The organism is Microbacterium sp. Ld4 (genome assembly GCF_045066555.1).
Taxonomy (GTDB): Bacteria; Actinomycetota; Actinomycetes; order Actinomycetales; family Microbacteriaceae; genus Microbacterium.
This window is the reverse complement of record NZ_JBISHE010000008.1, coordinates 89,443-109,022: the sequence shown is the minus strand read 5'-3', so window position 1 is coordinate 109,022 and position 19,580 is coordinate 89,443. Positions and strand designations below refer to the sequence as shown.

Annotated in this window: 19 protein-coding genes and 1 tRNA gene; 6 read left to right on the top strand and 14 right to left on the bottom strand. The window is 68.6% G+C overall.

Going from position 1 to position 19,580, the window contains the following annotated elements:
• Nucleotides 1-7 precede the first annotated feature (7 nt).
• From ACJJV7_RS03495 to ACJJV7_RS03470, 6 genes are all read right to left on the bottom strand, one after another.
• Nucleotides 8-958 carry a family 43 glycosylhydrolase gene (locus tag ACJJV7_RS03495; protein WP_405372527.1) on the bottom strand — a complete coding sequence of 317 codons (951 nt, stop codon included), beginning with the start codon at nt 956-958 and terminating at the stop codon, nt 8-10.
• The gene (locus ACJJV7_RS03490) at nt 955-1,800 is read right to left on the bottom strand and encodes a carbohydrate ABC transporter permease (RefSeq protein ID WP_405372625.1); all 846 of its coding nucleotides are present in this window, start codon (nt 1,798-1,800) and stop codon (nt 955-957) included. The genes ACJJV7_RS03495 and ACJJV7_RS03490 overlap by 4 nt, the downstream gene beginning before the upstream one ends.
• 52 nt (nt 1,801-1,852) lie before the next feature.
• Entirely contained in the window at nt 1,853-2,734 is an 882-nt protein-coding gene (locus tag ACJJV7_RS03485) for a carbohydrate ABC transporter permease (protein ID WP_405372624.1), read from the bottom strand.
• A gap of 59 nt (nt 2,735-2,793) precedes the next feature.
• The gene (locus tag ACJJV7_RS03480) at nt 2,794-4,836 is read right to left on the bottom strand and encodes a beta-galactosidase (RefSeq protein ID WP_405372525.1); all 2,043 of its coding nucleotides are present in this window, start codon (nt 4,834-4,836) and stop codon (nt 2,794-2,796) included.
• A gap of 55 nt (nt 4,837-4,891) precedes the next feature.
• Nucleotides 4,892-6,196, bottom strand: coding sequence for an ABC transporter substrate-binding protein (locus tag ACJJV7_RS03475; RefSeq protein ID WP_405372523.1), 1,305 nt, complete (start codon nt 6,194-6,196; stop codon nt 4,892-4,894).
• Nucleotides 6,197-6,454: 258 nt separating this feature from the next.
• The gene (locus tag ACJJV7_RS03470) at nt 6,455-6,703 is read right to left on the bottom strand and encodes a hypothetical protein (RefSeq protein WP_405372521.1); all 249 of its coding nucleotides are present in this window, start codon (nt 6,701-6,703) and stop codon (nt 6,455-6,457) included.
• A gap of 183 nt (nt 6,704-6,886) precedes the next feature.
• Here ACJJV7_RS03470 and ACJJV7_RS03465 point away from each other — a divergent pair, with 183 nt between their 5' ends.
• On the top strand, nt 6,887-7,450 hold the full coding sequence (locus ACJJV7_RS03465; protein WP_405372519.1) for a hypothetical protein: 564 nt from the start codon (nt 6,887-6,889) through the stop codon (nt 7,448-7,450).
• A gap of 25 nt (nt 7,451-7,475) precedes the next feature.
• On the opposite strand, the gene ACJJV7_RS03460 is transcribed toward ACJJV7_RS03465, so the two are convergent.
• Nucleotides 7,476-7,548: transfer RNA gene (locus ACJJV7_RS03460), tRNA-Thr, on the bottom strand.
• 33 nt (nt 7,549-7,581) lie between these two features.
• Complete coding sequence (locus ACJJV7_RS03455) at nt 7,582-8,532, bottom strand: DsbA family protein (protein WP_405372517.1); 951 nt, start codon at nt 8,530-8,532, stop codon at nt 7,582-7,584.
• A 251-nt stretch (nt 8,533-8,783) separates the two neighbouring features.
• On the opposite strand from ACJJV7_RS03455, the gene ACJJV7_RS03450 reads away from it, so the two are divergent.
• Complete coding sequence (locus tag ACJJV7_RS03450) at nt 8,784-9,887, top strand: ABC transporter ATP-binding protein (RefSeq protein ID WP_405372515.1); 1,104 nt, start codon at nt 8,784-8,786, stop codon at nt 9,885-9,887.
• Nucleotides 9,888-9,966: 79 nt separating this feature from the next.
• Nucleotides 9,967-11,271, top strand: a complete 1,305-nt coding sequence (locus ACJJV7_RS03445) for a DUF4032 domain-containing protein (RefSeq protein WP_405372513.1) — start codon at nt 9,967-9,969, stop codon at nt 11,269-11,271.
• Here the strand turns inward: ACJJV7_RS03445 and ACJJV7_RS03440 are convergent.
• The 3 genes from ACJJV7_RS03440 to cysS form a co-directional block, all read right to left on the bottom strand.
• Nucleotides 11,268-11,906 carry an NAD(P)-dependent oxidoreductase gene (locus ACJJV7_RS03440; protein ID WP_405372511.1) on the bottom strand — a complete coding sequence of 213 codons (639 nt, stop codon included), beginning with the start codon at nt 11,904-11,906 and terminating at the stop codon, nt 11,268-11,270. The genes ACJJV7_RS03445 and ACJJV7_RS03440 overlap by 4 nt on opposite strands.
• Before the next feature lie 69 nt (nt 11,907-11,975).
• Nucleotides 11,976-12,959, bottom strand: coding sequence for a 23S rRNA (guanosine(2251)-2'-O)-methyltransferase RlmB (gene rlmB, locus ACJJV7_RS03435; RefSeq protein ID WP_405372509.1), 984 nt, complete (start codon nt 12,957-12,959; stop codon nt 11,976-11,978).
• On the bottom strand, nt 12,952-14,355 hold the full coding sequence (gene cysS, locus ACJJV7_RS03430) for a cysteine--tRNA ligase (RefSeq protein WP_405372507.1): 1,404 nt from the start codon (nt 14,353-14,355) through the stop codon (nt 12,952-12,954). The genes rlmB and cysS overlap by 8 nt, the downstream gene beginning before the upstream one ends.
• 72 nt (nt 14,356-14,427) lie before the next feature.
• Between cysS and ACJJV7_RS03425 the strand changes: the two genes are divergently transcribed.
• Both ACJJV7_RS03425 and ACJJV7_RS03420 read left to right on the top strand, forming a co-directional pair.
• Nucleotides 14,428-15,345 carry a DMT family transporter gene (locus ACJJV7_RS03425; RefSeq protein WP_405372505.1) on the top strand — a complete coding sequence of 306 codons (918 nt, stop codon included), beginning with the start codon at nt 14,428-14,430 and terminating at the stop codon, nt 15,343-15,345.
• Nucleotides 15,346-15,373: 28 nt separating this feature from the next.
• Nucleotides 15,374-15,838, top strand: a complete 465-nt coding sequence (locus ACJJV7_RS03420; RefSeq protein ID WP_405372503.1) for a GNAT family N-acetyltransferase — start codon at nt 15,374-15,376, stop codon at nt 15,836-15,838.
• 22 nt (nt 15,839-15,860) lie between these two features.
• On the opposite strand, the gene ispD is transcribed toward ACJJV7_RS03420, so the two are convergent.
• From ispD to ACJJV7_RS03405, 3 genes are all read right to left on the bottom strand, one after another.
• Entirely contained in the window at nt 15,861-17,036 is a 1,176-nt protein-coding gene (ispD, locus tag ACJJV7_RS03415; protein ID WP_405372502.1) for a 2-C-methyl-D-erythritol 4-phosphate cytidylyltransferase, read from the bottom strand.
• Nucleotides 17,033-18,316: an acyltransferase gene (locus tag ACJJV7_RS03410; protein WP_405372501.1), complete on the bottom strand. Its 1,284-nt coding sequence runs from the start codon at nt 18,314-18,316 to the stop codon at nt 17,033-17,035. Before ACJJV7_RS03410 ends, ispD begins: the two co-directional genes overlap by 4 nt.
• Nucleotides 18,317-18,395: 79 nt before the next feature.
• Entirely contained in the window at nt 18,396-18,878 is a 483-nt protein-coding gene (locus tag ACJJV7_RS03405; protein ID WP_405372499.1) for a CarD family transcriptional regulator, read from the bottom strand.
• A 130-nt stretch (nt 18,879-19,008) separates the two neighbouring features.
• Here ACJJV7_RS03405 and ACJJV7_RS03400 point away from each other — a divergent pair, with 130 nt between their 5' ends.
• Nucleotides 19,009-19,533 (top strand): DNA modification methylase, encoded by a 525-nt coding sequence (locus ACJJV7_RS03400; protein ID WP_405372497.1) that lies wholly within the window; start codon nt 19,009-19,011, stop codon nt 19,531-19,533.
• Nucleotides 19,534-19,580 lie beyond the last annotated feature (47 nt).

The following is a 19,580-nucleotide window of genomic DNA, read 5'->3' as shown; positions in this document are numbered from 1 at the left end:
CCCCAGACTAGCGGCGTGCGCGGTCCGGAGCGGCACGCACGACCGGCCTCACGACGCCGCCCCGCGTGGGGGTCACCGCGCGCATGAGCCCGGTCACCGGATCGACGTCGAGCCGGTCGATGGCGGTCTCGCGGTGCATCCCGTCACCGTCGGCACCGGCGAAGCGGTGGTAGACGATGTACCACTCGTCGGTTCCCTCGACGCGGAGGATGGAACTGTGTCCCGTGCCGAAGATCCCTGCATCGGGGCGCTGTTCGAGGAGGACACCGCGATAGGTCCAGGGCCCCGAGAGACTCGTCGCCGTCGCGTATCCGACCCGATACTCCTTCCAGCGCGTGTCTCCGATCGAATAGGTCAGGTGGTAGATCCCCTCCCGATAGTTGACGAAGATGCCTTCGCTGAACAGTTCCAGACCCGCCGGCTTCATCAGCGTCTCCGGCCGGATGCCTCGGAGATCATCCGTGAGCTCGGCGAAGATGGCATCGGTGTTCCCCCAGAACAGGTACGCCTGCCCGGTGACCGGGTCGACGAACGCCGCCGGATCTATCGCGTGACCGACCCGAACCTCCTCGGTGTTCGTGACGAGCGGCTCGGGATCGGCGATGAACGGACCGAGCGGGGAATCGGCGGTCGCAACGCCGATGCAGTGATCTCCTCGCCGTGGATCCATTCCACAGAAGTAGAAGAAGTAGGTCCCGTCCCGCTCGAGGATCGTGGGAGCCCAGGCCTTTCCGGACGCCCACGGGACGTCGCCCCCGGGCCCGAGGCGCAGCACCGGCTCCGGGGTGCGATGCCAGGTCTGCAGGTCGTCCGACCACCATGCGAAGAACTCGGTCGCACCCCATTCCGCGACACCATCGGTCGTCGGGTAGATGTAGAAGCGACCATGGAACTCCGCGATGTTCGGGTCCGCCCACAACCCGGGCAGGGCCGCTCCGGCGCGCGAGGGCTCGCTCACTTCAGACCTGTCGTCGCGATGCCTCGGATCAGGAAGCGCTGACCGAAGAGGAACACGAGGAAGACGGGGATCAACGTCACCACCGACATCGCGAACAGCGATCCCCACGAGGCACCGCTCGTCGAGTCGACGTAGTTGCGCAGGGCCACCGTCGCGGTGATCATCTCCGGCTTGGTGAGATACACCAGCTGCGAGAAGAAGTCGTTCCACGTCCAGATGAACGTGAAGATCGCCGTCGTCGCCAGGGCGGGGACCGACAGCGGCAGGAGGATGCCGAAGTAGATCCGCCAGTACCCGGCCCCGTCGATCTTCGCTGCCTCGTCGATCTCCCGCGGGAGCCCACGGAAGAACTGCACCATCAGGAAGATGAAGAACGCGTCGGTCGCCAGGAACTTCGGCACGATCAGCGGAAGGAACGTGTTGACCCACTCGAGGTTCGCGAAGATCACGTACTGCGGGATGAGAACCACTTGAGCCGGGAGCATGAGGGTGATCAGCATGACCGCGAAGGCGATGCCACGCCCCCGGAACTCGAGCCGCGCGAAGGCATACGCCGCCATCGAGCAGGTGAGCAGATTTCCCAGGAGGCTCCCGAGGACGATGATCGCCGAGTTCATCAGGTAGAGGCTGAACGGGTGCGAGAGCGCCTCCCATCCGTTCGGATAGTGGCTGAGGTCGATCTCTGCCGGCAGAAGCGACGGGTCACGGAAGATCAACGCGTCGGGTTTGAACGAGCTCGACACCATCCACAGGAGCGGATAGATCATCACGATGCCGAAGACGATCAGCAGCGCGTGCTTGACGATCGCCCGGACGCGTCCGACCCGGCGGCGCGGCCTCATCCGTCCGCCCACGGCATCCGGCTTCGGAGGGGTCACAGTCTCTTCGAGCAGATCAACGGTCACCGTAATGCACCCATCGCTTGGAGAAGTAGAAGTTGATGGCCGTGAACACCGCGATGATCACGAGCAGCAGCCACGCCATCGCAGAGGCGTAACCCATGTTGAGTCGTCCGCCGAAGGCCTGGTCGTAGAGATACAGCGAATAGAACAGCGTCGAATCCGACGGACCGCCGGTACCGCCGCTGACGACGAAAGCCTGTGTGAACGTCTGGAACGAATTGATCACGCCCAGCACGAGGTTGAAGAAGATGATCGGCGTGAGCAGCGGCAAGGTGATGTGCCGGAACTGACGCCACTCGTTCGCACCGTCGATCGCGGCCGCCTCGTAGTACTCCTCCGGTATCTGACGCAGACCGGCGAGGAAGATCACCATCGACGCGCCGAACGTCCAGACGTGGAGCACGATGATCGTCATGAGCGCGGTGTCGGGGTTCGACACCCAGCCCGGGCCTTCGATCCCGAAGAGGGCGAGGAACTGGTTCACGAGCCCCTCTTTGCCGAAGACCTGACGCCACAGCACGCCGACGGCGACCGAGCCTCCCAGCAGCGAGGGAAGGTAATAGACGGAACGGTAGAACGCGAGACCGCGCACACCCTTGTTCAGCAGCAGCGCGAGCGCGAGCGCGACGATCAGGAGCGCGGGGACTCCGATCAGGACGTAGAGGAACGTGACGCCGAGCGCGGTGTGCAACCGCGTATCGGCGAGCATCTTCGCGTAGTTGTCGAGGCCGAGCCACTCGGGTGCGCTGAGCAGGTTGTAGTCCGTGAACGAGAAGTAGAGCGAGGCGATCATCGGGCCGACGGTGATCGCGACGATGCCGATGGCCCAGGGCGCGAGGAAGCTCCATGCCGCGCGCTCCTCGGCGCGTTTCATGCGGGAACGGGCGGGTCGCCGCGGCGCGGCGGTCGCCCGCGGAGCGGGGGCGGTGACAGTCATGAGGGGGTCTTCTCCTTCGAAGGGAGCGGGGCATGGATGACGGCAACGCCTCGCACGGCAAGCGTCAGGATCGATCCCGCGGCGTAGGTCGAGTCGGTGAGCAGGTCGAGGCCGCCGCCCGCCAGCGGCACGTCGACCGGCGAGCCGCGGTGGTTCAGGAAGAAGGTGAACGTCTCCTCGCCGTTCCGTCGCTCCACCACCTCGACATCCGCCGGTGCGGCGTGGGGCGCGCGGACGTCCGCCTCGGCGAGGAAATCGCCGATCGTCGCATCCAACAGTTCCGGCGAGAGCTCGGTCCCGAGGTAGGTCACCTGACCGAGCCCGCAGCGATGCACGAGTACGGCGGGTTCGCCGAGGAGGTCGCCGTCCGCGTACTCCCAGAGGACCGTCGCCTCGTCGAGCGCGAGCTCCTCCTGCCAGCGCGTGGCGTGACGCCCCGGGGCCGCCGGAACGCCGCCGGGTGCCCGAAGCGCCAGCACTTCGCCGTCAGGACGAGCGGCCAGGTCGAGGATCCGTGCGCCGATGAGAGGGCGGAGGCCCGGCGCGTAACCGGGCAGTTGGACGCGGTCGTTCTCATCCACGATGCCCGAGAAGCTGCCGAGGAGGATGTGCCCGCCGCCCTCGACGTAGCGCTGCAGCGCCGCCCGCCGGTCTTCGGAGAGCAGGTACTGATTGGGAACGACGATCGCGCGGTAGCGGGAAAGATCGCCCTCCCAGCCGATCACATCGACGCCGATGTTCCGCCGCCACAACGACGAGTGGTACTCCCGGACGAGCGCCCGGTAGTCCACGTCGTTGCGCGGATGGGCGACGCCTTCCACCGCCCACCAGTTCTCCCAGTCCCACACGATCGCGGTGTCGGCGGATGTCTCGGAACCGGCGACGGACTCGAGACGCTCGAGCTCCGCGCCCAGCTGTTCGATCTCCCGCCAGGTGCGGGTCTGCGTGCCACCGTGGGGCAGCATCGCGGAGTGGAACTTCTCGTGTCCGGCGCGCGACGCGCGCCATTGGAAGAACATCACGGCATCCGCCGCATGGGCGACTGCCTGGAGCGATCCCTGTCGCATCTGGCCGGGGCTCTTCGCGACGTTGACCCGCCACTGGGCGACACCGCTCGGAGCCTGCTCCATCAGCATCCATGGCCGCCCCTCGCCGAGAGAGCGCATGAGGTCGAACTGGAGCGCGGCGGAGACGTGAGACCCGGGCACGCCCGGGTCGGGGTAGGAGTCGAACGCGACGACGTCCCAGGCGTCTGACCACCTCCGGTAATCCCCCAGCGGATAGTTCTGAAGCAGGTTCGTCGTCGTCGGGATGCCGGGTGTCGCCGCCTGGAGGATCGCACGCTCCGCCCGCACGAGGTCGGCCTGCACGTCCGACACGAACCTCGAGAAGTCGAGCTCGCGCGCCGGGTTGACGCTCCCCCGCACGGGGCGGGGGACGTGGACCTGGTTCCACTCGCTGTAGCGCTGACTCCAGAACATCGTCCCCCACGCCTCATTGAGCGCAGCCAGAGACTCGTACCGACTCGCCAACCACTCTCGGAAGGCAGCGTCGCAGAGGTCGCAGAAGCAGTGGGCGTGGTACTCGTTGCCGATGTGCCACATCGCGAGAGCCGGATGCGAGCCGTACCGCTCTGCGAGCGCACGTGCGATGCGGCGACTGCGATCGCGATACACCGCCGACGACGGACAGAAGTGTCCGCGACTCCCGATCGACACTCGCGTTCCGGAGCGCTCCACGAGCAGTGTCTCGGGATGCCCCTCAGCGAGCCACGGCGGGGGCGCGGCGTTGGGTGTTGCCAGGTTCACAGAGATACCCGCGTCACCGAGCAGTCCCATCACCTCGTCGAGCCAGCCGAAATCGAACTCGCCGTCGCGCGGCTCGAGCGCCGCCCACGAGAACACTCCGAGGCTCACCAGGCGCACCCGAGCGCGTCGCATGAGTTCGACGTCCTCGCGCCACGTCTCCGGGCCCCACTGCTCGGGGTTGTAGTCGCCGCCGTAGACGATGCCGGGAAGCCGGCGGCGGAAAGCCGCCATCGGTGCGCCGTCGGCCGCGCGGCTCTGATCGAATTCCCCCCTCGTCACGGCGACGTCACATCTCGGCGCGAAGCTCGGCGATGAACTGCTCCGCCGCCTGCTTCGGGGTCAGACGGTCGAAGAGCACGTCCTGGTTGAGGCGGGCGAACGTCGGCGATGCGATCGCACCCGCGTCGATGTTGGCGCGCGAGAACGGTGCCGGATCCTGCTCCTCGATGCGCTGCATGTACTCCGCGACGCGCTGCTCGGCCTCACTGAGCTCGGGCGTGATCGCTTCGAGAACGTCGGCGTTGGCCGGAACGCCGCGGTCGAACTTGAACAGTTCTCCCACCTCGGGAGAGTTCGCCAGGTAGTCGACGAGCATGGCCGCTTCCTCCGGGTGGTCGCTGCCCGCCGACACCCCGTAGAAGAGCCCCGGCTTGGAGAAGATCCCCGTCGACTCCGCCTCCGCCTCGCCCGGGAAGAAGAGAAGTCCGACTTCGTGTCCGACTGCTTCCTCGAGGAGAGCCTGCTGTCCGCTGAGCCCGATCTGCATGGCTCCGACCTGCGTACCGATGGCCGACTGCTCGACGCTTCCGCCTGCCGATTGCCGCTCGATCGATTCCTCGACACTCGGCACACCGCCGTTGTCCCGCAGGTCCAGCAGCCACTCCCAGTACGCGGTGGCCGTCTCGGCGGTGAATCCGACGTCGGTGGAGTCGCCGTTCCAGAAATCCTCGCCTTGCTGTCGGATCCAGACGGTGAAGGTCTGCTCGTCGAGCGGCAGCGCGCTCCCCTCGATGTCGGGCAGCGCCTTCGTGATGTCGGCGGAGATGTCGATCCAGTCCTGCCACGTCCACGTCTCGTCATCGGGGAACTCCACCCCGGCCTTCTCGAACAGGGTCGGATCGGCCGACACACCGAACGCGGTGAGTCCGGCCGGCACGCCGTAGATCCCGCCATCCGTCTCCACGAAGGAGAGCGCCTGCTCGGTGAATCCGTCGAGCGGGAGCTGCTCGGAGACCGTGGTCAGGTCCAGGAGCTGGCCGTTGTCGATGTACGAGTACATGAAAGGGTCGACGATCTGCAGAACGTCGGGAAGATCACCCGAGGCGGCACCCGTCGACAGCTTGTTCCAGTAGTCGGCGTAGTTGGAGTACTCGGCCTGGACGGTGATGTTCGGATGTTCCTTCTCGAAGAGGTCGATAGCCTCCTGCGTCAGGGCGTGACGCGCATCGGATCCCCACCAGTTGAATCGCAGGGTGACCTTCTCCTCACCCGAGCCGCTCGAATCGGCGGCGGCGCATCCCGAGACCAGGACGGCAGCAACGCTGCCCAAGGCGATGAAGGATGCCGCTCGGCGGCGCTGACCATGACGCATGATGCTCCTTTGCTTGACGTGCGTCCCTATAGTGAACGTTCACTATTCTGGGTGCGAGCAACGATAGTGAACGTTCATCTTCGTGTCAACGGATCTCCGACGCGAGCGCACTGGACGACCCCGGGAAGGTGACGGGCCCCCCGATAGACCGCGTCTGGGTCCGGGGCGGAGCGACGGCGCGGGACGATCGACCCGAGTGGACCTGGCGCCGCCGGGTCACGCCTCAGGCCGCGGTGGGCCTCCGAGCCGGGGGGACGCTCAGTCGCCGACCGTACTCGCCGGCTGGGCGCGGCGGCGCGTGAAGACCAGCACCGCCACCCCGAGGACGATGGCCACCAGGCCCAGGATGCCGAGCGGGAACACGTCTGGCGCGAAGAGGTTTCCGCCGCCCCCTTCGCGGTCGACTCGATCAATCTGGGCATAGATGTTGACCTGCACCAGGACGAGGAGAGCGAGACCGATAACGATGAGGACCACTCCGCCCGCCATACCGAGCACCTTGTTCATGTCGTCCCCCTCTCGTCGCCGCACGCTCCGCATATCCCCACGCGATGCCGCCTGTCCTGTGATCGGATGGTACTCGTGGCGAGTCGTCAGAGGTAGCAACTCTCACAGGGACTCCCGGATCGAGAGCCTCGTCCGCGGCGCGGAGCCTTTCGGATGGAGACCGCTGTGAGTTACTCTCGCGCAATGCACCCCCGCCTCGCGGCTCCCATCGCCATGGTCCTTCTTGCGACAATGGCTCTGACCGGCTGCGTAGCAGATACCGGCACATCGCCGTCGAATGCACCGACACCGTCACCCTCCATCACCTCTGAGGCGGGAATCGACGCATCGCCGTCGAATGCACCGACACCGTCACCCTCCATCACTTCTGAGGCGGGAATCGACGCATCGCCATCAAATGCACCGACACCGTCACCCTCGATCACTTCTGGGCCGGTGCAGCCCGACACAGGGCAGATGATCGCGGACTGCGTCGCGAAGGCGTCGGAGGCTGGACCAGGTCCAGCCTCGCAGTTCGTTCGATCGGAACTCCTGTCTTCGGAGGTCCGCACGGCGTTCAGACCAGACGACCTCTGGTACTTGTCGGTTCCCCTCGACGATCCGATGGCCCCCGGAGATCAACTCGACGAGCTGCAGTGCCTGCTTACTCCCGAGGGCGTTGTGGACACGGCGTTCGTGCGCGCGAAGCCGGCCGTTGACGACTTCGACCTATGGGCCTCGGCGCAGAATTATGAAGGCGGGCTGTGAACGGCGGACGCGTCCGCGGTCTCGGTGCCGGCTACAGGACTTGAACCTGCAACCCCCGTATTACAAGTACGGTGCGCTACCAATTGCGCCAAGCCGGCAAGATCGCCCAGTCTACCGACAAGGCGCTGCGGTCACGGTGTCGCGGACGGCGTGGGAGTCGGCGTCGCGAGCTCGGCCTGTTCCTTGTAGAACCGGTCGCTCGCACTGGTGAGCACGAACTGCGAGAACTCTGCGGCATCCGTCAGAACGCCCATGTACGGCTGACCGTTGACGAGGATCATCGGCGTGCCGGTGAGGGTGAGCCCGTCGGTGTCGGGGATCCCCTCGATCGCGCGCTCGGTGGCATCCTTCGCCCACTCGATGAAGTCGCCGTCCTCGATGCAGCTGCGCACCTCGTCGGGGTCCGCGGCGCCGATCGCCTGCGCGATGTCGGCGAGCTCCGCGTCGCTGAAGCCGTCGGAATCGATGGCCGGCTGCCGCGACAGGAGTTCGCTGTTGTATGCGAAGTAGACGTCTTCGGCGTGCGAGGCGACGCAGGCGGATGCCGCGGCGGCTCGAAGCGAGTACTTCGTGCCGTTCGACTTCGCCGTGAGCATCGAGACCGGGTGATACGTCAGCGTCGCCGCGCCTTCGTCGACCCAGGTCGACAACTGCTGGACGTTGGCGAGGTGCCATTCGCGCGCGCCGGGCGAGAGGTAGTCCACGTAGACCCGGATGTCGACGGGTGCGGCGGTGGTCGCGCTCGGGTCGGGAGTGGGCGTCGGCTTCGTTTCGCCCTCGGGAGTCGGGCTCGGGTCGGTGATGACCGCCTGATCGGAGGTCGCGCCGGCGACCGAATCGATCGCGAAGCCGTCGGCAGTGATGTTCTCGGGCGAGAGATCGCGCCCACCCATCGTCGACATAACCGACCACGCCACGACCGCGACGATCGCCGCGACGGCTCCCGCTGCCAGGGCGCTCAGCCCGATCCGGCGTGCGAGACGGGCACGCGACTGGCGCGCTCGAACGAGCTGGGCCTTCTCTCGTACGGCCTCGCGTCGGTCGGGTGCAGCCGGCGTGGGCTCGCCAGAGTCAGTGGACATGGAACCTCGGGTGTTCGGTGGAGCGGCCGGATCGCGGCCTGACGCCCGGGCGTGCCGGACCTATCGATGGTAGCCACGCGGGCTGGAAATACGCTGACGGGACGCGACGGACAGCGCACGACCACCGTGTGCCGCCGTCCGGCGCATCATGCCATACTGAAGACGCACCCAATGATGGGTGTGCGGGGAGACCCCCGCTCGCTTCACAACGGATCGTCCGGCACGTACCTGCCGGTGAAGGAGAAGAAACGATGGCGTCCGTCACATTCGACAACGCAACCCGCCTGTACCCCGGTGGCACTCGCCCTGCCGTGGACAAGCTGAACCTCGAGGTCGCCGACGGCGAATTCCTCGTCCTGGTCGGACCTTCCGGTTGCGGTAAGTCCACCTCGCTGCGCATGCTCGCGGGCCTCGAAGAGGTCAACGCCGGCTCGATCCGCATCGGCGACCGCGACGTCACCGATGTGCCGCCGAAGGACCGCGACATCGCGATGGTGTTCCAGAACTACGCGCTCTACCCCCACATGACGGTCGCCGAGAACATGGGCTTCGCGCTCAAGATCGCGGGCATCGGCAAGGAAGAGCGCGCCACCCGCGTTCTCGAGGCAGCCAAGCTCCTCGACCTCGAGGAGTACCTGACCCGCAAGCCGAAGGCTCTCTCAGGTGGTCAGCGTCAGCGCGTCGCCATGGGCCGCGCCATCGTCCGTCAGCCCCAGGTCTTCCTCATGGACGAGCCGCTGTCGAACCTCGACGCCAAGCTCCGCGTCCAGACGCGCACCCAGATCGCGTCGCTGCAGCGTCGCCTGGGCGTCACGACGGTCTACGTGACCCACGACCAGACCGAGGCCCTCACGATGGGTGACCGCATCGCGGTCCTCAAGGACGGTCTCCTCCAGCAGGTCGGCACGCCCCGCGACCTGTACGAGAAGCCGAACAACGTGTTCGTCGCCGGCTTCATCGGCTCCCCCGCCATGAACCTGTTCCCGGCCGACCTGGCCGAGGGCGGCGTCCGCTTCGGCACCGAGGTCGTCCCGCTCGACCGCGACACCGTGGGCCGCGCCCATGGCAGCCAGGTCACGGTGGGCGTGCGCCCCGAGGACATCGAGGTCGGACCCTCCGACGGCAAGGGCCTCACGGTGCAGGTCGACCTGGTCGAGGAGCTCGGCGCTGACGGCTACCTCTACGGTCACACCGACATCAACGGAAAGCGCGCCGACATCGTCGCCCGCGTCGACGGCCGCAACCACCCGAACGCGGGCGAGACCGTGACCCTGGCTGCGAAGCCGGGTCACGTCCACGCCTTCGACCTCGAGTCGGGCGAGCGTCTCAACGACAAGGCGATCGCTTCGGCCTGATCGTCATCAGCAGCAGTGTCGCGGCGCGGGTAGGTCCTCGGACCTCCCGCGCCGCGGCGCGTCACCGGAAGGCCCACGAGTGGTCACCTCTCTGAGCATCACCGCCAGCAGCGTCGACGCCGGTCTCCTGGCCCTGCCCTGGTCGACCCCGCTGGGTGAATGGCCGAGCGAGACGATCGTGTCGCTGCCCAAAGGCCTCTCTCGCCACCTCGTCAGGTTCGCGAACCTGTCGGGTCGCGTGGTGGCCGTGAAGGAGACGACGGCTGAGATGGCCCGTCGCGAGTACGAGATGCTCGGCTCCCTCGCCCGTCTCGACGTTCCCTGCGTCGGTCGCGTCGCGGTGATCGACGGACGGCGGTCGCCCAAGGGCGAGCCCCTGCCCGCAGCGCTCGTGACCGCGCACCTCAAGTTCTCGCTGCCCTACCGCGCACTGTTCACCCAGGTGCTCCGCCCCGACACGGCCAACCGCCTGGTGGACGCCCTCGCGGTGCTTCTCGTGCGGCTGCACACGGTCGGCTTCTTCTGGGGCGATGTGTCGCTGTCGAACACGCTTTTCCGACGGGATGCCGGAGCTTTCGCGGCGTACCTGGTCGACGCCGAGACGGGCGAGCTGCACGAGAGCGGCCTGACGCGCGGACAGCGCGAGCACGACCTCGACGTCGCGCGCACCAACATCGCCGGCGAGATCATGGATCTCGAAGCGGGCGGCCGCCTCGAAGGCGGCATCGACGCCGTGGCGATCGCCGACGGCATCATGTCGTCGTATCGGTCGCTGTGGAACGAGCTCACGAAGACCGAGGTGTTCGCCGCAGACGAGACCTGGCGCATCACCGAGCGGGTGCAGCGCCTCAACGGACTCGGATTCGACATCGGCGAGATGTCCATCGACGGTACGGCCGACGGCGCGACGGTCCTGATCCAGCCCAAGGTCGTCGACGCCGGTCACCACCAGCGGCGACTGCTGCGGCTCACCGGACTCGACGTCCAGGAGAATCAGGCCCGCCGGCTGCTCAACGACATGGACGAGTTCGCCGCGCGCGTGTCACGCCTCGGCAGCGACGAGGAGATGGTCGCTCACGAGTGGTTGACCCGCGTCTTCGAACCCGTGATCAAGGCGATCCCCTGGGATCTGCGCGCGAAGCTGGAGCCGGCCGAGGTGTTCCACCAGGTGCTCGAGCACCGCTGGTACATGTCGCAGGCGCGCGGTCGGTCGATCCCGATCGCCGAGGTGCTGTCGTCGTACATCGACGACGTGCTCCGCCATCGCCGTGACGAGGCGACAGTCATGGGGCCGCCGACGGAGACCTCCGCGCTCCCCGTGATCACCGGCGACGTCCCCGTCAGCGAGGCGGACGAGGACGTCGACTGGCGCGATCTCGTCTAGTAACCGACGGTGAAGCGCTCCCGGCTGTGCTGGGGCGATTCGATCTCGTCGACGATGGCGACCGCCAGGTCGGGCCCCGAGATGAAGGACTCGCCCTTCTCATCGGTGACGAGCACATCGCCGCCGTCGCGGTACGAGCCGGTGCGCTCTCCGGGAGCCCACACGCCGAACCCTCCGGCGGGGTGGATGTAGAACCAGTCGTGGCCCTTGTCGTCAGCCTGGAGGTCTTCCAAGATGCCGATGGCTTCGAGTGCCTCGGGCTTGAACTCGTCAGGGAAGTCCGTGTCGATCAGACGCGGACCACCGGGGGCGACGAGACTGCCGCCCGCGCCTCCGATGACGCCGACGCGAACCGTGTCGGGGAGGAGCGCGACGACCTGGGCGATCGACTCGCGCATCTTGCCGGCCATGTCGCCGCGGGGCGAGGTCGCGAAGACGACGACGTCGACCCCCTCGAGCTCGGCGACGAGCGCGGGCGCGTCGAGGAGCGTTCCCTCGACGTATGTCGCACCCTCGACGCGTTCGGCTGCGAGCTTGCGTGAGACGGCGACGACGGTGTGACCGCGGGTGACGGCCTCGGTGACGATGTGACCGCCGGCGTAGCCGGTGCCGCCGATGACAGCGATGCGTGACATGGGGGGTGTCCTTTCGGTTGTGTCTGCGAGTGTGGCAACACTCCCTATGCGGACACTATCCCCCGGCTGTCACTCCGCGGCGGCTCTGAGGGTGGTGACCTGGTACAGCGCGACGGATGCCGCGATGCCGGCGTTGAGCGATTCGGTCGCCGCGGTGATCGGGATCGAGACGATCTGGTCGCACGTCTCGGTGACCAGGCGCGACAGGCCCTTGCCCTCGGAGCCCACCACGATGACGACGGGGCGGTCGGCGAGCTGGAGCGCCGGCAGCGACACGTCGCCTCCGCCGTCGAGTCCCAGGACGAACACGCCCTGCTTCTTGAACTCCTTGAGGGTCGTGGTCAGGTTCGGAGCGATCGCAACGGGGACGCGCGCGGCAGCGCCGGCGCTCGTCTTCCATGCCGCCGAGGTGACGCCGGCGGAGCGGCGCTGGGGCACGATGACGGCCTGGCCGCCGAACGCCGCGGTCGACCGGATGATCGCGCCGAGGTTGCGGGGGTCGGTGATGCCGTCGAGTGCGACGAACAGCGGCAGCTGACCCTTGTCGATGACCTCTTCGAGCAGGTCCTGGGGGTGCGCGTACTCGTACGGCGGCACTTTCAGGGCGACGCCCTGGTGCACGCCGTCGAAGCCGGCCATGCGGTCGAGCTCCTGACGGGTGACTTCGAGGACGGGGATGCCGCGGTGCGTCGTGATGGACAGCATCTCCTTGACGCGGTCGTCCATCTCCACCCGCTGGGCGATGTAGAAGGCCGTCGCGGGGATCTTCGCGCGGAGCGCCTCGAGCACGCTGTTGCGGCCCGTGACTGTCTCGGTGTCATCGGCCTTCGACTTCGGGGAGCGGTTCACGTTGCCCTGTCGGGGGGCGGACTTGCCGCCTGCCGCGGCGAATCGCTCCTGGGCGGCCTTGCGTTTGCCGGCGGGGTGCCAGGCGCGATCTTCCGCCTTGGGGGTCGGGCCGCGACCCTCCAGCGAGCGACGGTTCTTGCCGCCGGTGCCCTTGAGGGGGCCCTTCTTGCCGCGTCCTGCGGAGGGGTTTCCAGGCTTAGCCATTGTTCAGACTCCAATGGGTCCCGTCGGGACCGTCTTCGAGGACGAGGCCGGCCGCCGCGATTGCGTCGCGGATGCGGTCGGCTGCCGCCCAGTCTTTCTCCGCGCGGGCATCCGCGCGCTGAGTGATCATGGTGGTGACGAGGCGGTGCAGCGCCCCTGCTGCGGAGCGCGCCACGGGTGCGCTCCATTTCGCGTTTGTCGGGTCGATGTCGAGGATGTCGGCCATCGCCGCCACCTGACGGAGGGCGATCTCCGTCGCGTCGTCGTCACCGGCGTCGAGGGCGGCATTGCCCGTACGCACGGCGTCGTGGAGGGCGGCGAGAGCTTGAGGAACGCCGAGGTCGTCGTCCATCGCGGCCGCGAAGCTCGCGGGGAGGTCCGACGCGAACGAGCCGAACGAGCCGCCGCGCTGCCGGATCGCCCGCTGCAGGAACGATCGGATGCGATCCAGCGCCGCCCGCGCCTCGGTGAACGTCGTCTCCGAGATGTCGAGGCTCGAGCGGTAGTGCGCGGCGATGAGCGCGTACCGCACGACCAGCGGGTCGTTCTGAGCGAGGACGTCGGAGGCGAGGAGGAAGTTGCCGAGCGACTTCGACATCTTCTGATCGCCCACGGTGACGAGGCCGTTGTGCACCCAGTAGCGCGCGAAGGCGTCTCCGGCCGCGGCGGACTGCGCCAGCTCGTTCTCGTGATGCGGGAAGCGCAGGTCGAGGCCGCCGCCGTGGATGTCGAACTCGGGCCCGAGATAGCGCCTGCTCATCGCAGAGCACTCGATGTGCCAGCCCGGCCGGCCGGTGCCCCAGGGCGACGCCCATGCGGCATCCGCGGGTTCGTCTGCTTTGGCGCCCTTCCACAGGGCGAAGTCGCGAGGATCGCGCTTGCCGCGCGGATCGGCGTCGGCGGCGGGCTCCATGGCGTCGATCGACTGATGGGTCAGGGCGCCGTAGGCGGGCCAGGAGCGCACGTCGAAGTAGACGTCGCCTTCGGCCGCGTACGCGTGGCCGGCGTCGATCAGGCGCTCGATGAGCTCCTGCATCTGGGGGATGGACGCGGTCGCCCGGGGCTCGTAGGTCGGCGGGAGGACGCCGACCGCGGCGTACGCCGACGAGAACTCGAGCTCCATGCGGTACGCCAGCGCCCACCAGGGCTCGTCGGGCGTCGCGTTCGCGATGACCTTGTCGTCGATGTCGGTCACATTGCGGACGAAGGTCACCCGGTCGTACCGGTGGGCGAGCCAGCGGCGGAGGACGTCGAACCCCAGCGCGGCGCGGACGTGCCCGATGTGCGGCCCTGATTGGACGGTCGGGCCGCAGACGTAGATGGAGACGTTCGACGGGTCGACGGGCGCGAAGTCGCGGAGCGCCTGCGCCTGGGTGTCGTAGAGCCGGATCGTCACTCCCCCAGCCTACCGGCGGGTCCCGCTCGTCGTGGTGCGGCCGGGTGCCCTCGTTGCCGGTAGAAATGAGGGATGCTGCCCGTGATCGCCGTCCTCGTCGCGGCGCTGCTGTTCGGGACGACCGGCACCGCTCAGGCGCTCGGACCCGACGGCACCACTCCCCTCGCCGTGGGCGTCGCTCGGATGGTGGTGGGCGGCACCGCCCTGGCGCTCGTCGCCTTCGTCCTCGCGGCGCGCGCCCGGCGGCGCGGCGCGGCGCGGCCCGCTCTCACGGCGCGCCCGCTGGTGCTGATGGCGGTGACCGGCGTCGCGCTCACCGTGTATCAGCCCCTCTTCTTCCTCGGCACGGAGACGAACGGCGTCGCCGTGAGCACCGTGATCGCCCTCGGCTCGGCTCCCGTCATCGCGGGCCTGGTCGAGTGGGCGTTGACCCGCCGCGTCCCCTCGGGGGTGTGGCTGAGCGCTACGGGCCTCGCGACGGCGGGCGTCGTGCTGCTCGGCATCGGCGGCGGCGAGGCCGGTGCCGCCGACCCCGTCGGCGTGCTGGCGGCCGTCGGGGCGGGCGCCTCCTTCGCCGTCATCGCGAACGCGCAGCGCGCACTCCTCGACGACGGGTGGGATCCGTTCACCGTCGTCGGCGCGATGGGAGCGTCGTCCGCGGCCTTGAGCGCCGCCGCCGTCCCGTTCGTCGACCTGGCATGGGTCGCGGACCCCCGCGGCATCCTGATGACCCTCTGGCTCGGCGTGGCGACCATCGCCGTCGCCTATGCGCTGTTCACGTGGGGGCTTCACGGCCTCACCGCCGCGACGGCCGCGACCCTCACCCTCGGGGAGCCGCTCACCGCCACGATCCTCGGCGTCGCCGTTCTGGGCGAGCGACTGTCCCTCCTTGCGATCCTCGGGCTGGTCGTCCTGGCCTTGGGGCTCGCGACCCTCGCCTGGGGATCGCGTCGCGCCCGAGACCCGATCCCCTTCGCCGTCGAAGGATGATCCCGCCGGCACGAAGGAGACCCTCGGCATGACCCCACTCACCATCCGCCGCGACGACCTGACCGGCCGGGACACCCTCGAGCTGATCGAACACCATCTCGCGGGAATGCGCGGCCAGACGCCGCCGGAGAGCGTCCACGCACTGGGTGCGGCTGAACTGCGGAGCCCCGGGGTCACGGTGTGGTCGGCCTGGTCGGGCGAGCGCATCGCGGGCGTCGCCGCCTGGCGGAGATTCGGCGACTCCGATGCGGAGATCAAGTCGATGCGGGTCGCCGACCGCTTTCTCGGCACTGGGGTCGGTCGCGCGCTCCTCCGGCACCTCCTCGCAGAGGCCCTCAGTACGGAGGTGACCCGCCTGTGGCTCGAGACGGGGTCGGGCGATGACTTCCGCGCCGCCCGCGGCCTCTACGCGAGCGAGGGATTCACCGAGTGCGCGCCGTTCGGCGACTACCGCGCCGACCCGCTGTCCACGTTCATGACGCGGGCCGTCTGACACCGCGCAGCGGGGATCCGCGTCAGACCGCCACGACCAGAGCGACCGCGAACGCCGCGACGCCTTCGCCGGCACCGGTGAAGCCGAGCCCGTCGGTCGTCGTCGCCGTCACCGTCACGGGTGCGCCGAGCGCCGCCGTCAACACACCCTCGGCCTCGGAGCGACGTGCCGAGAAGCGGGGACGGTTCGCCTGCACCTGCACGCTCACGTTGCCGATCGCGAAACCGGCGTCGGCGAGCAGCTGACGCGTCCGCTCCAGGAATGCGGGCGCGTGGGCACCGGCGTACTCGGGCTGAGCCGTTCCGAAATGGGTGCCGATGTCACCGAGCCCCGCGGCGGCGAGCAGGGCGTCGACGATCGCATGCGCAACCGCGTCGCCGTCGGAGTGTCCTTTCAACCCGGACTCCCCCGGCCACTCGAGCCCGGCCAGCCACAGCGCGCCGTCGCCGCCGTAGGCGTGCACGTCGGTGCCGACGCCGACCCGTGGCAGTCCGAGCACGGCGCGAGGCGGCGCGAGCATCGCTCGGGCTCGGGCGAGATCGGACGGCGTCGTGATCTTGAAGGCGCGCTCGTCGCCGGCGACCGTCCGGACGGATCCGCCCGCGGCCTGCACGAGAGCGGCGTCGTCGGTGTGACCCGCGGCAGCGTCGCGGTAGGCGGCATCGAGCACAGCTCGGCGGAACCCCTGCGGAGTCTGCGCAGCCGCGAGCGTGTCACGATCGACAGCCGCCACGACGGCGTCGGCGTCGACCTGCTTCAGCGTGTCGATGACCGGAACGACGGGGATGACGGCGTCGGACCCTGCCTCGACCGCCTCGACGACACGCTCGAACACCGCAGGTGGGGTGAGGGCCCGCGCCGCATCGTGGACGAGGACGACCTCGACGTCCGGCCAGACAGCATCCAGCCCCGCCGCGACGGACTCCTGACGGGTGCTCCCGCCGGCGACCACCGACACCAGGTCGCGCCGCTCCCCCGCCGCCTCGAGGGCCTCCGTGAGGGCATCGCCGACACGCTCGGCGGGCGCCACCACGACGACCTGAGCGGAGGGAGCAGAGAACACCCCGGTCAGGGCGTGGCGAAGGATGCTCCGGGCGTCGATGCCGACGAACGCCTTGGGCGCCCCGCCGTCCAGCCGGGTGCCCGAGCCCGCCGCGACGATGATGACGGCGACGGTCGGCACGGGGATGAGGCTCATGCGTCCGAGCGTACCGACGGGCGCTCACGAGTCGGCCGCGCCCCGCGCAGAAGAACCACCGCCAGCGCGAGGCTCACCGCCCCGCCCACGGCGATCCACACGTCGAGGAACCACTGCATGACCGCGAACGGCGGCGCGAACGCGAGCAGCCAGCCGCCTGCGACCTGGGCTCGAGAAGGAGTCGGGCCGAGCCGGCCGAGGCCCTCCCACCGGGCGATCGCCAGGGAGAGGGAGAGAAGGACGGCGAGGACCGCGACGAACATGACCGGCCGGGTGTTCCACCATGCCGCCGATGCCGGGCTCGGGGCGGCGCCCGGGATGAGGAGGCTCAGCCCCGTGAGGGCGAGCATGACCGGCAGATGCCAGAGGTAGATCGTCATGAGCCGGGAGCCGAGCACGAACACGATCCCGCGCATCGGTCGCGTCGCCATCAACCGGCCGAGCGCGGGTCGCGCGAGACGGAGCAGACATGCCTGAGCGACACCGAGGATGACGAGCGGGAGGGTCGGCGGGTTGAGGTTGCCGAGCATGCTGGCCGAGTAGGGGCCCCACGCCGTCAACGGCCAGAGCAGGAGGTAGCACGCGGCGGCGATGCCGAGCAGGGTGAGCGGATGCCGTCGGTCGAACCAGCCGTCGGCGTACCAGAACCCGAACTGCTGGATCAGGGGCCAGACGAAGAGGAGGTTGAGGAGCCCGACCTCGGGGATCCCGCTCCCGAAGCGGGCCGCGTCGACCACGATCACACCGACGACGAGCAGCGCGAGCGTCCGCCGGGGCGCGGCGGCGTGAGCGGCTGCCGACCATGGCACCGCCGCCTGGCAGATGAGGTAGGCAGCGAGGAACCAGAGCGGTGATCCGGCGCCGACGGCGGCGTCGGCCACGAGCTGCGGAGCGAGGTTCAGCAGCGTCGCCGCGACGAGGACCACGGCGAAGAAGACGAAGAGGGGCAGGGCGGGCTGCGCGAGACGCAGCGCCCGGGTGCGGACGAATCCCGCGGCGTCGCCGCCTTTCGCCGTCCAGGAGCGCCAGCCGGTGGCGGCGGCGAAACCGCCCACGACGAAGAACAGCGGCATGATCTGGCCGGCCCATGTCGCCCCGGTGAACCACGGTTGCTGTTCCGCGGGTCGCGACGAGACGAGTGCGCCGTCCGGGCCGGGTCCGATGCCGATCTGCACCAGGTGGACCACGATCACGAAGAGAACGCAGACCACGCGAGCGAGGTCGAGCGTGAGATCGCGCTTCGACAGGTCGATCTGCGGCATCGTCTCGCGAGTGGTCATCGCCTCATCATGGCGGCCCCGCCGCGTCGATGCGACCGGAAATGCCGAACGGCCGGGGGTACCGGCCGTTCGGGGAGTCTCAGGAGGCGAGGACCTCGTCGAGAACGGCTGTCGCCTTCTCTTCGTCGGCCTTCAGGGCCAGGGCGATCTCGGAGGTGAGGATCTGACGCGCCTTGGCCAGCATCCGCTTCTCTCCGGCCGACAGGCCACGGTCCTGATCGCGGCGCCAGAGGTCGCGGACGACCTCGCTGACCTTGATCACGTCGCCCGACGCCAGCTTCTCGAGGTTCGCCTTGTAGCGACGCGACCAGTTGGTCGGCTCCTCGGTGAAAGGTGCGCGCAGGACGTCGAAGACCTTCTCGAGCCCGTCCTTGCCGATCACATCGCGGACACCCACCAGATCGACGTTGTCCGCAGGGACCTCGATGACGAGGTCTCCCTGAGTGACGTTGAGCTTCAGGTATTTCTTCGTCTCACCCTTGATGACGCGATCTTTGACCTCGATGATCGTCGCGGCGCCGTGGTGCGGATAGACGACTGTTTCGCCAACCTCAAAAAGCATGCAGTTGTGTCCTTTCGGCAACCTCCAGAATACCACAGGGGACATGCGCTAGAGTTCGCCGCCCCGTCTGCGCGAGACCCCTCGACCGCATAGGATGACAGGGATGCCGTTCGCTTCAGCTGGAGGATCTGTGAAATCGCGTTTTGCCGCGTCCATCGCCCTGGGTGCCGCTGTCATCCTGGGTGCCACGGGATGCAATCTGGTCGCTCCGCAGGCCACCACGATCGACTACTCCGCGTCGGACGGCCGCAACGTCCCCGAATCGGGACCGCTCAAGATCCGCAACGCCATGATCATCGCGAACGAGGACGGCTCTCTCGGCAACCTCATCGCGGGGATCGTGAACCCGACCGATGACGTCGTGACGCTGAATGTCGGCGTCGACGGCGCCCTCCAGACCGTCGAGGTGCCCGCCCGCGGCACCGTCAGCCTGGGCGTCACGTCGGCCCCCATGCTCTTCGAGGGCCTGGGATCCAAGCCCGGCTCCGACGTCGAGGTCTCGTTCCAGTCCGGCGAGGGAACCGGCGTCGCCGTGGCCATCCCGGTGCTCGACGGCACGCTGCCCTACTACGCGCCGTTCGTGCCCACTCCGCTTCCGACGGCCACGCCGCTTCCGGCGCCGACTCCGGCCCCGACGGCCACATCGGCCGGCTGACACGGCTCGCACGTCACGGCGAACGCCCCTGCGGATTCCGCAGGGGC

Coding starts and splice junctions, on each gene's coding strand:
- ACJJV7_RS03450 (WP_405372515.1), top strand. CDS start 8,784: ATGGCGTCCGTCACATTCGACAACGCAACCCGCCTGTACCCCGGTGGC.
- rlmB (WP_405372509.1), bottom strand. CDS start 12,959: ATGGCTAAGCCTGGAAACCCCTCCGCAGGACGCGGCAAGAAGGGCCCC.
- ACJJV7_RS03440 (WP_405372511.1), bottom strand. CDS start 11,906: ATGTCACGCATCGCTGTCATCGGCGGCACCGGCTACGCCGGCGGTCAC.
- ACJJV7_RS03455 (WP_405372517.1), bottom strand. CDS start 8,532: ATGTCCACTGACTCTGGCGAGCCCACGCCGGCTGCACCCGACCGACGC.
- ACJJV7_RS03480 (WP_405372525.1), bottom strand. CDS start 4,836: ATGGCGGCTTTCCGCCGCCGGCTTCCCGGCATCGTCTACGGCGGCGAC.
- ACJJV7_RS03465 (WP_405372519.1), top strand. CDS start 6,887: ATGCACCCCCGCCTCGCGGCTCCCATCGCCATGGTCCTTCTTGCGACA.
- ACJJV7_RS03420 (WP_405372503.1), top strand. CDS start 15,374: ATGACCCCACTCACCATCCGCCGCGACGACCTGACCGGCCGGGACACC.
- ACJJV7_RS03475 (WP_405372523.1), bottom strand. CDS start 6,196: ATGCGTCATGGTCAGCGCCGCCGAGCGGCATCCTTCATCGCCTTGGGC.
- ACJJV7_RS03470 (WP_405372521.1), bottom strand. CDS start 6,703: ATGAACAAGGTGCTCGGTATGGCGGGCGGAGTGGTCCTCATCGTTATC.
- ACJJV7_RS03485 (WP_405372624.1), bottom strand. CDS start 2,734: ATGAAACGCGCCGAGGAGCGCGCGGCATGGAGCTTCCTCGCGCCCTGG.
- ACJJV7_RS03490 (WP_405372625.1), bottom strand. CDS start 1,800: ATGAGGCCGCGCCGCCGGGTCGGACGCGTCCGGGCGATCGTCAAGCAC.
- ACJJV7_RS03410 (WP_405372501.1), bottom strand. CDS start 18,316: ATGACCACTCGCGAGACGATGCCGCAGATCGACCTGTCGAAGCGCGAT.
- ACJJV7_RS03405 (WP_405372499.1), bottom strand. CDS start 18,878: ATGCTTTTTGAGGTTGGCGAAACAGTCGTCTATCCGCACCACGGCGCC.
- ispD (WP_405372502.1), bottom strand. CDS start 17,036: ATGAGCCTCATCCCCGTGCCGACCGTCGCCGTCATCATCGTCGCGGCG.
- ACJJV7_RS03425 (WP_405372505.1), top strand. CDS start 14,428: ATGCTGCCCGTGATCGCCGTCCTCGTCGCGGCGCTGCTGTTCGGGACG.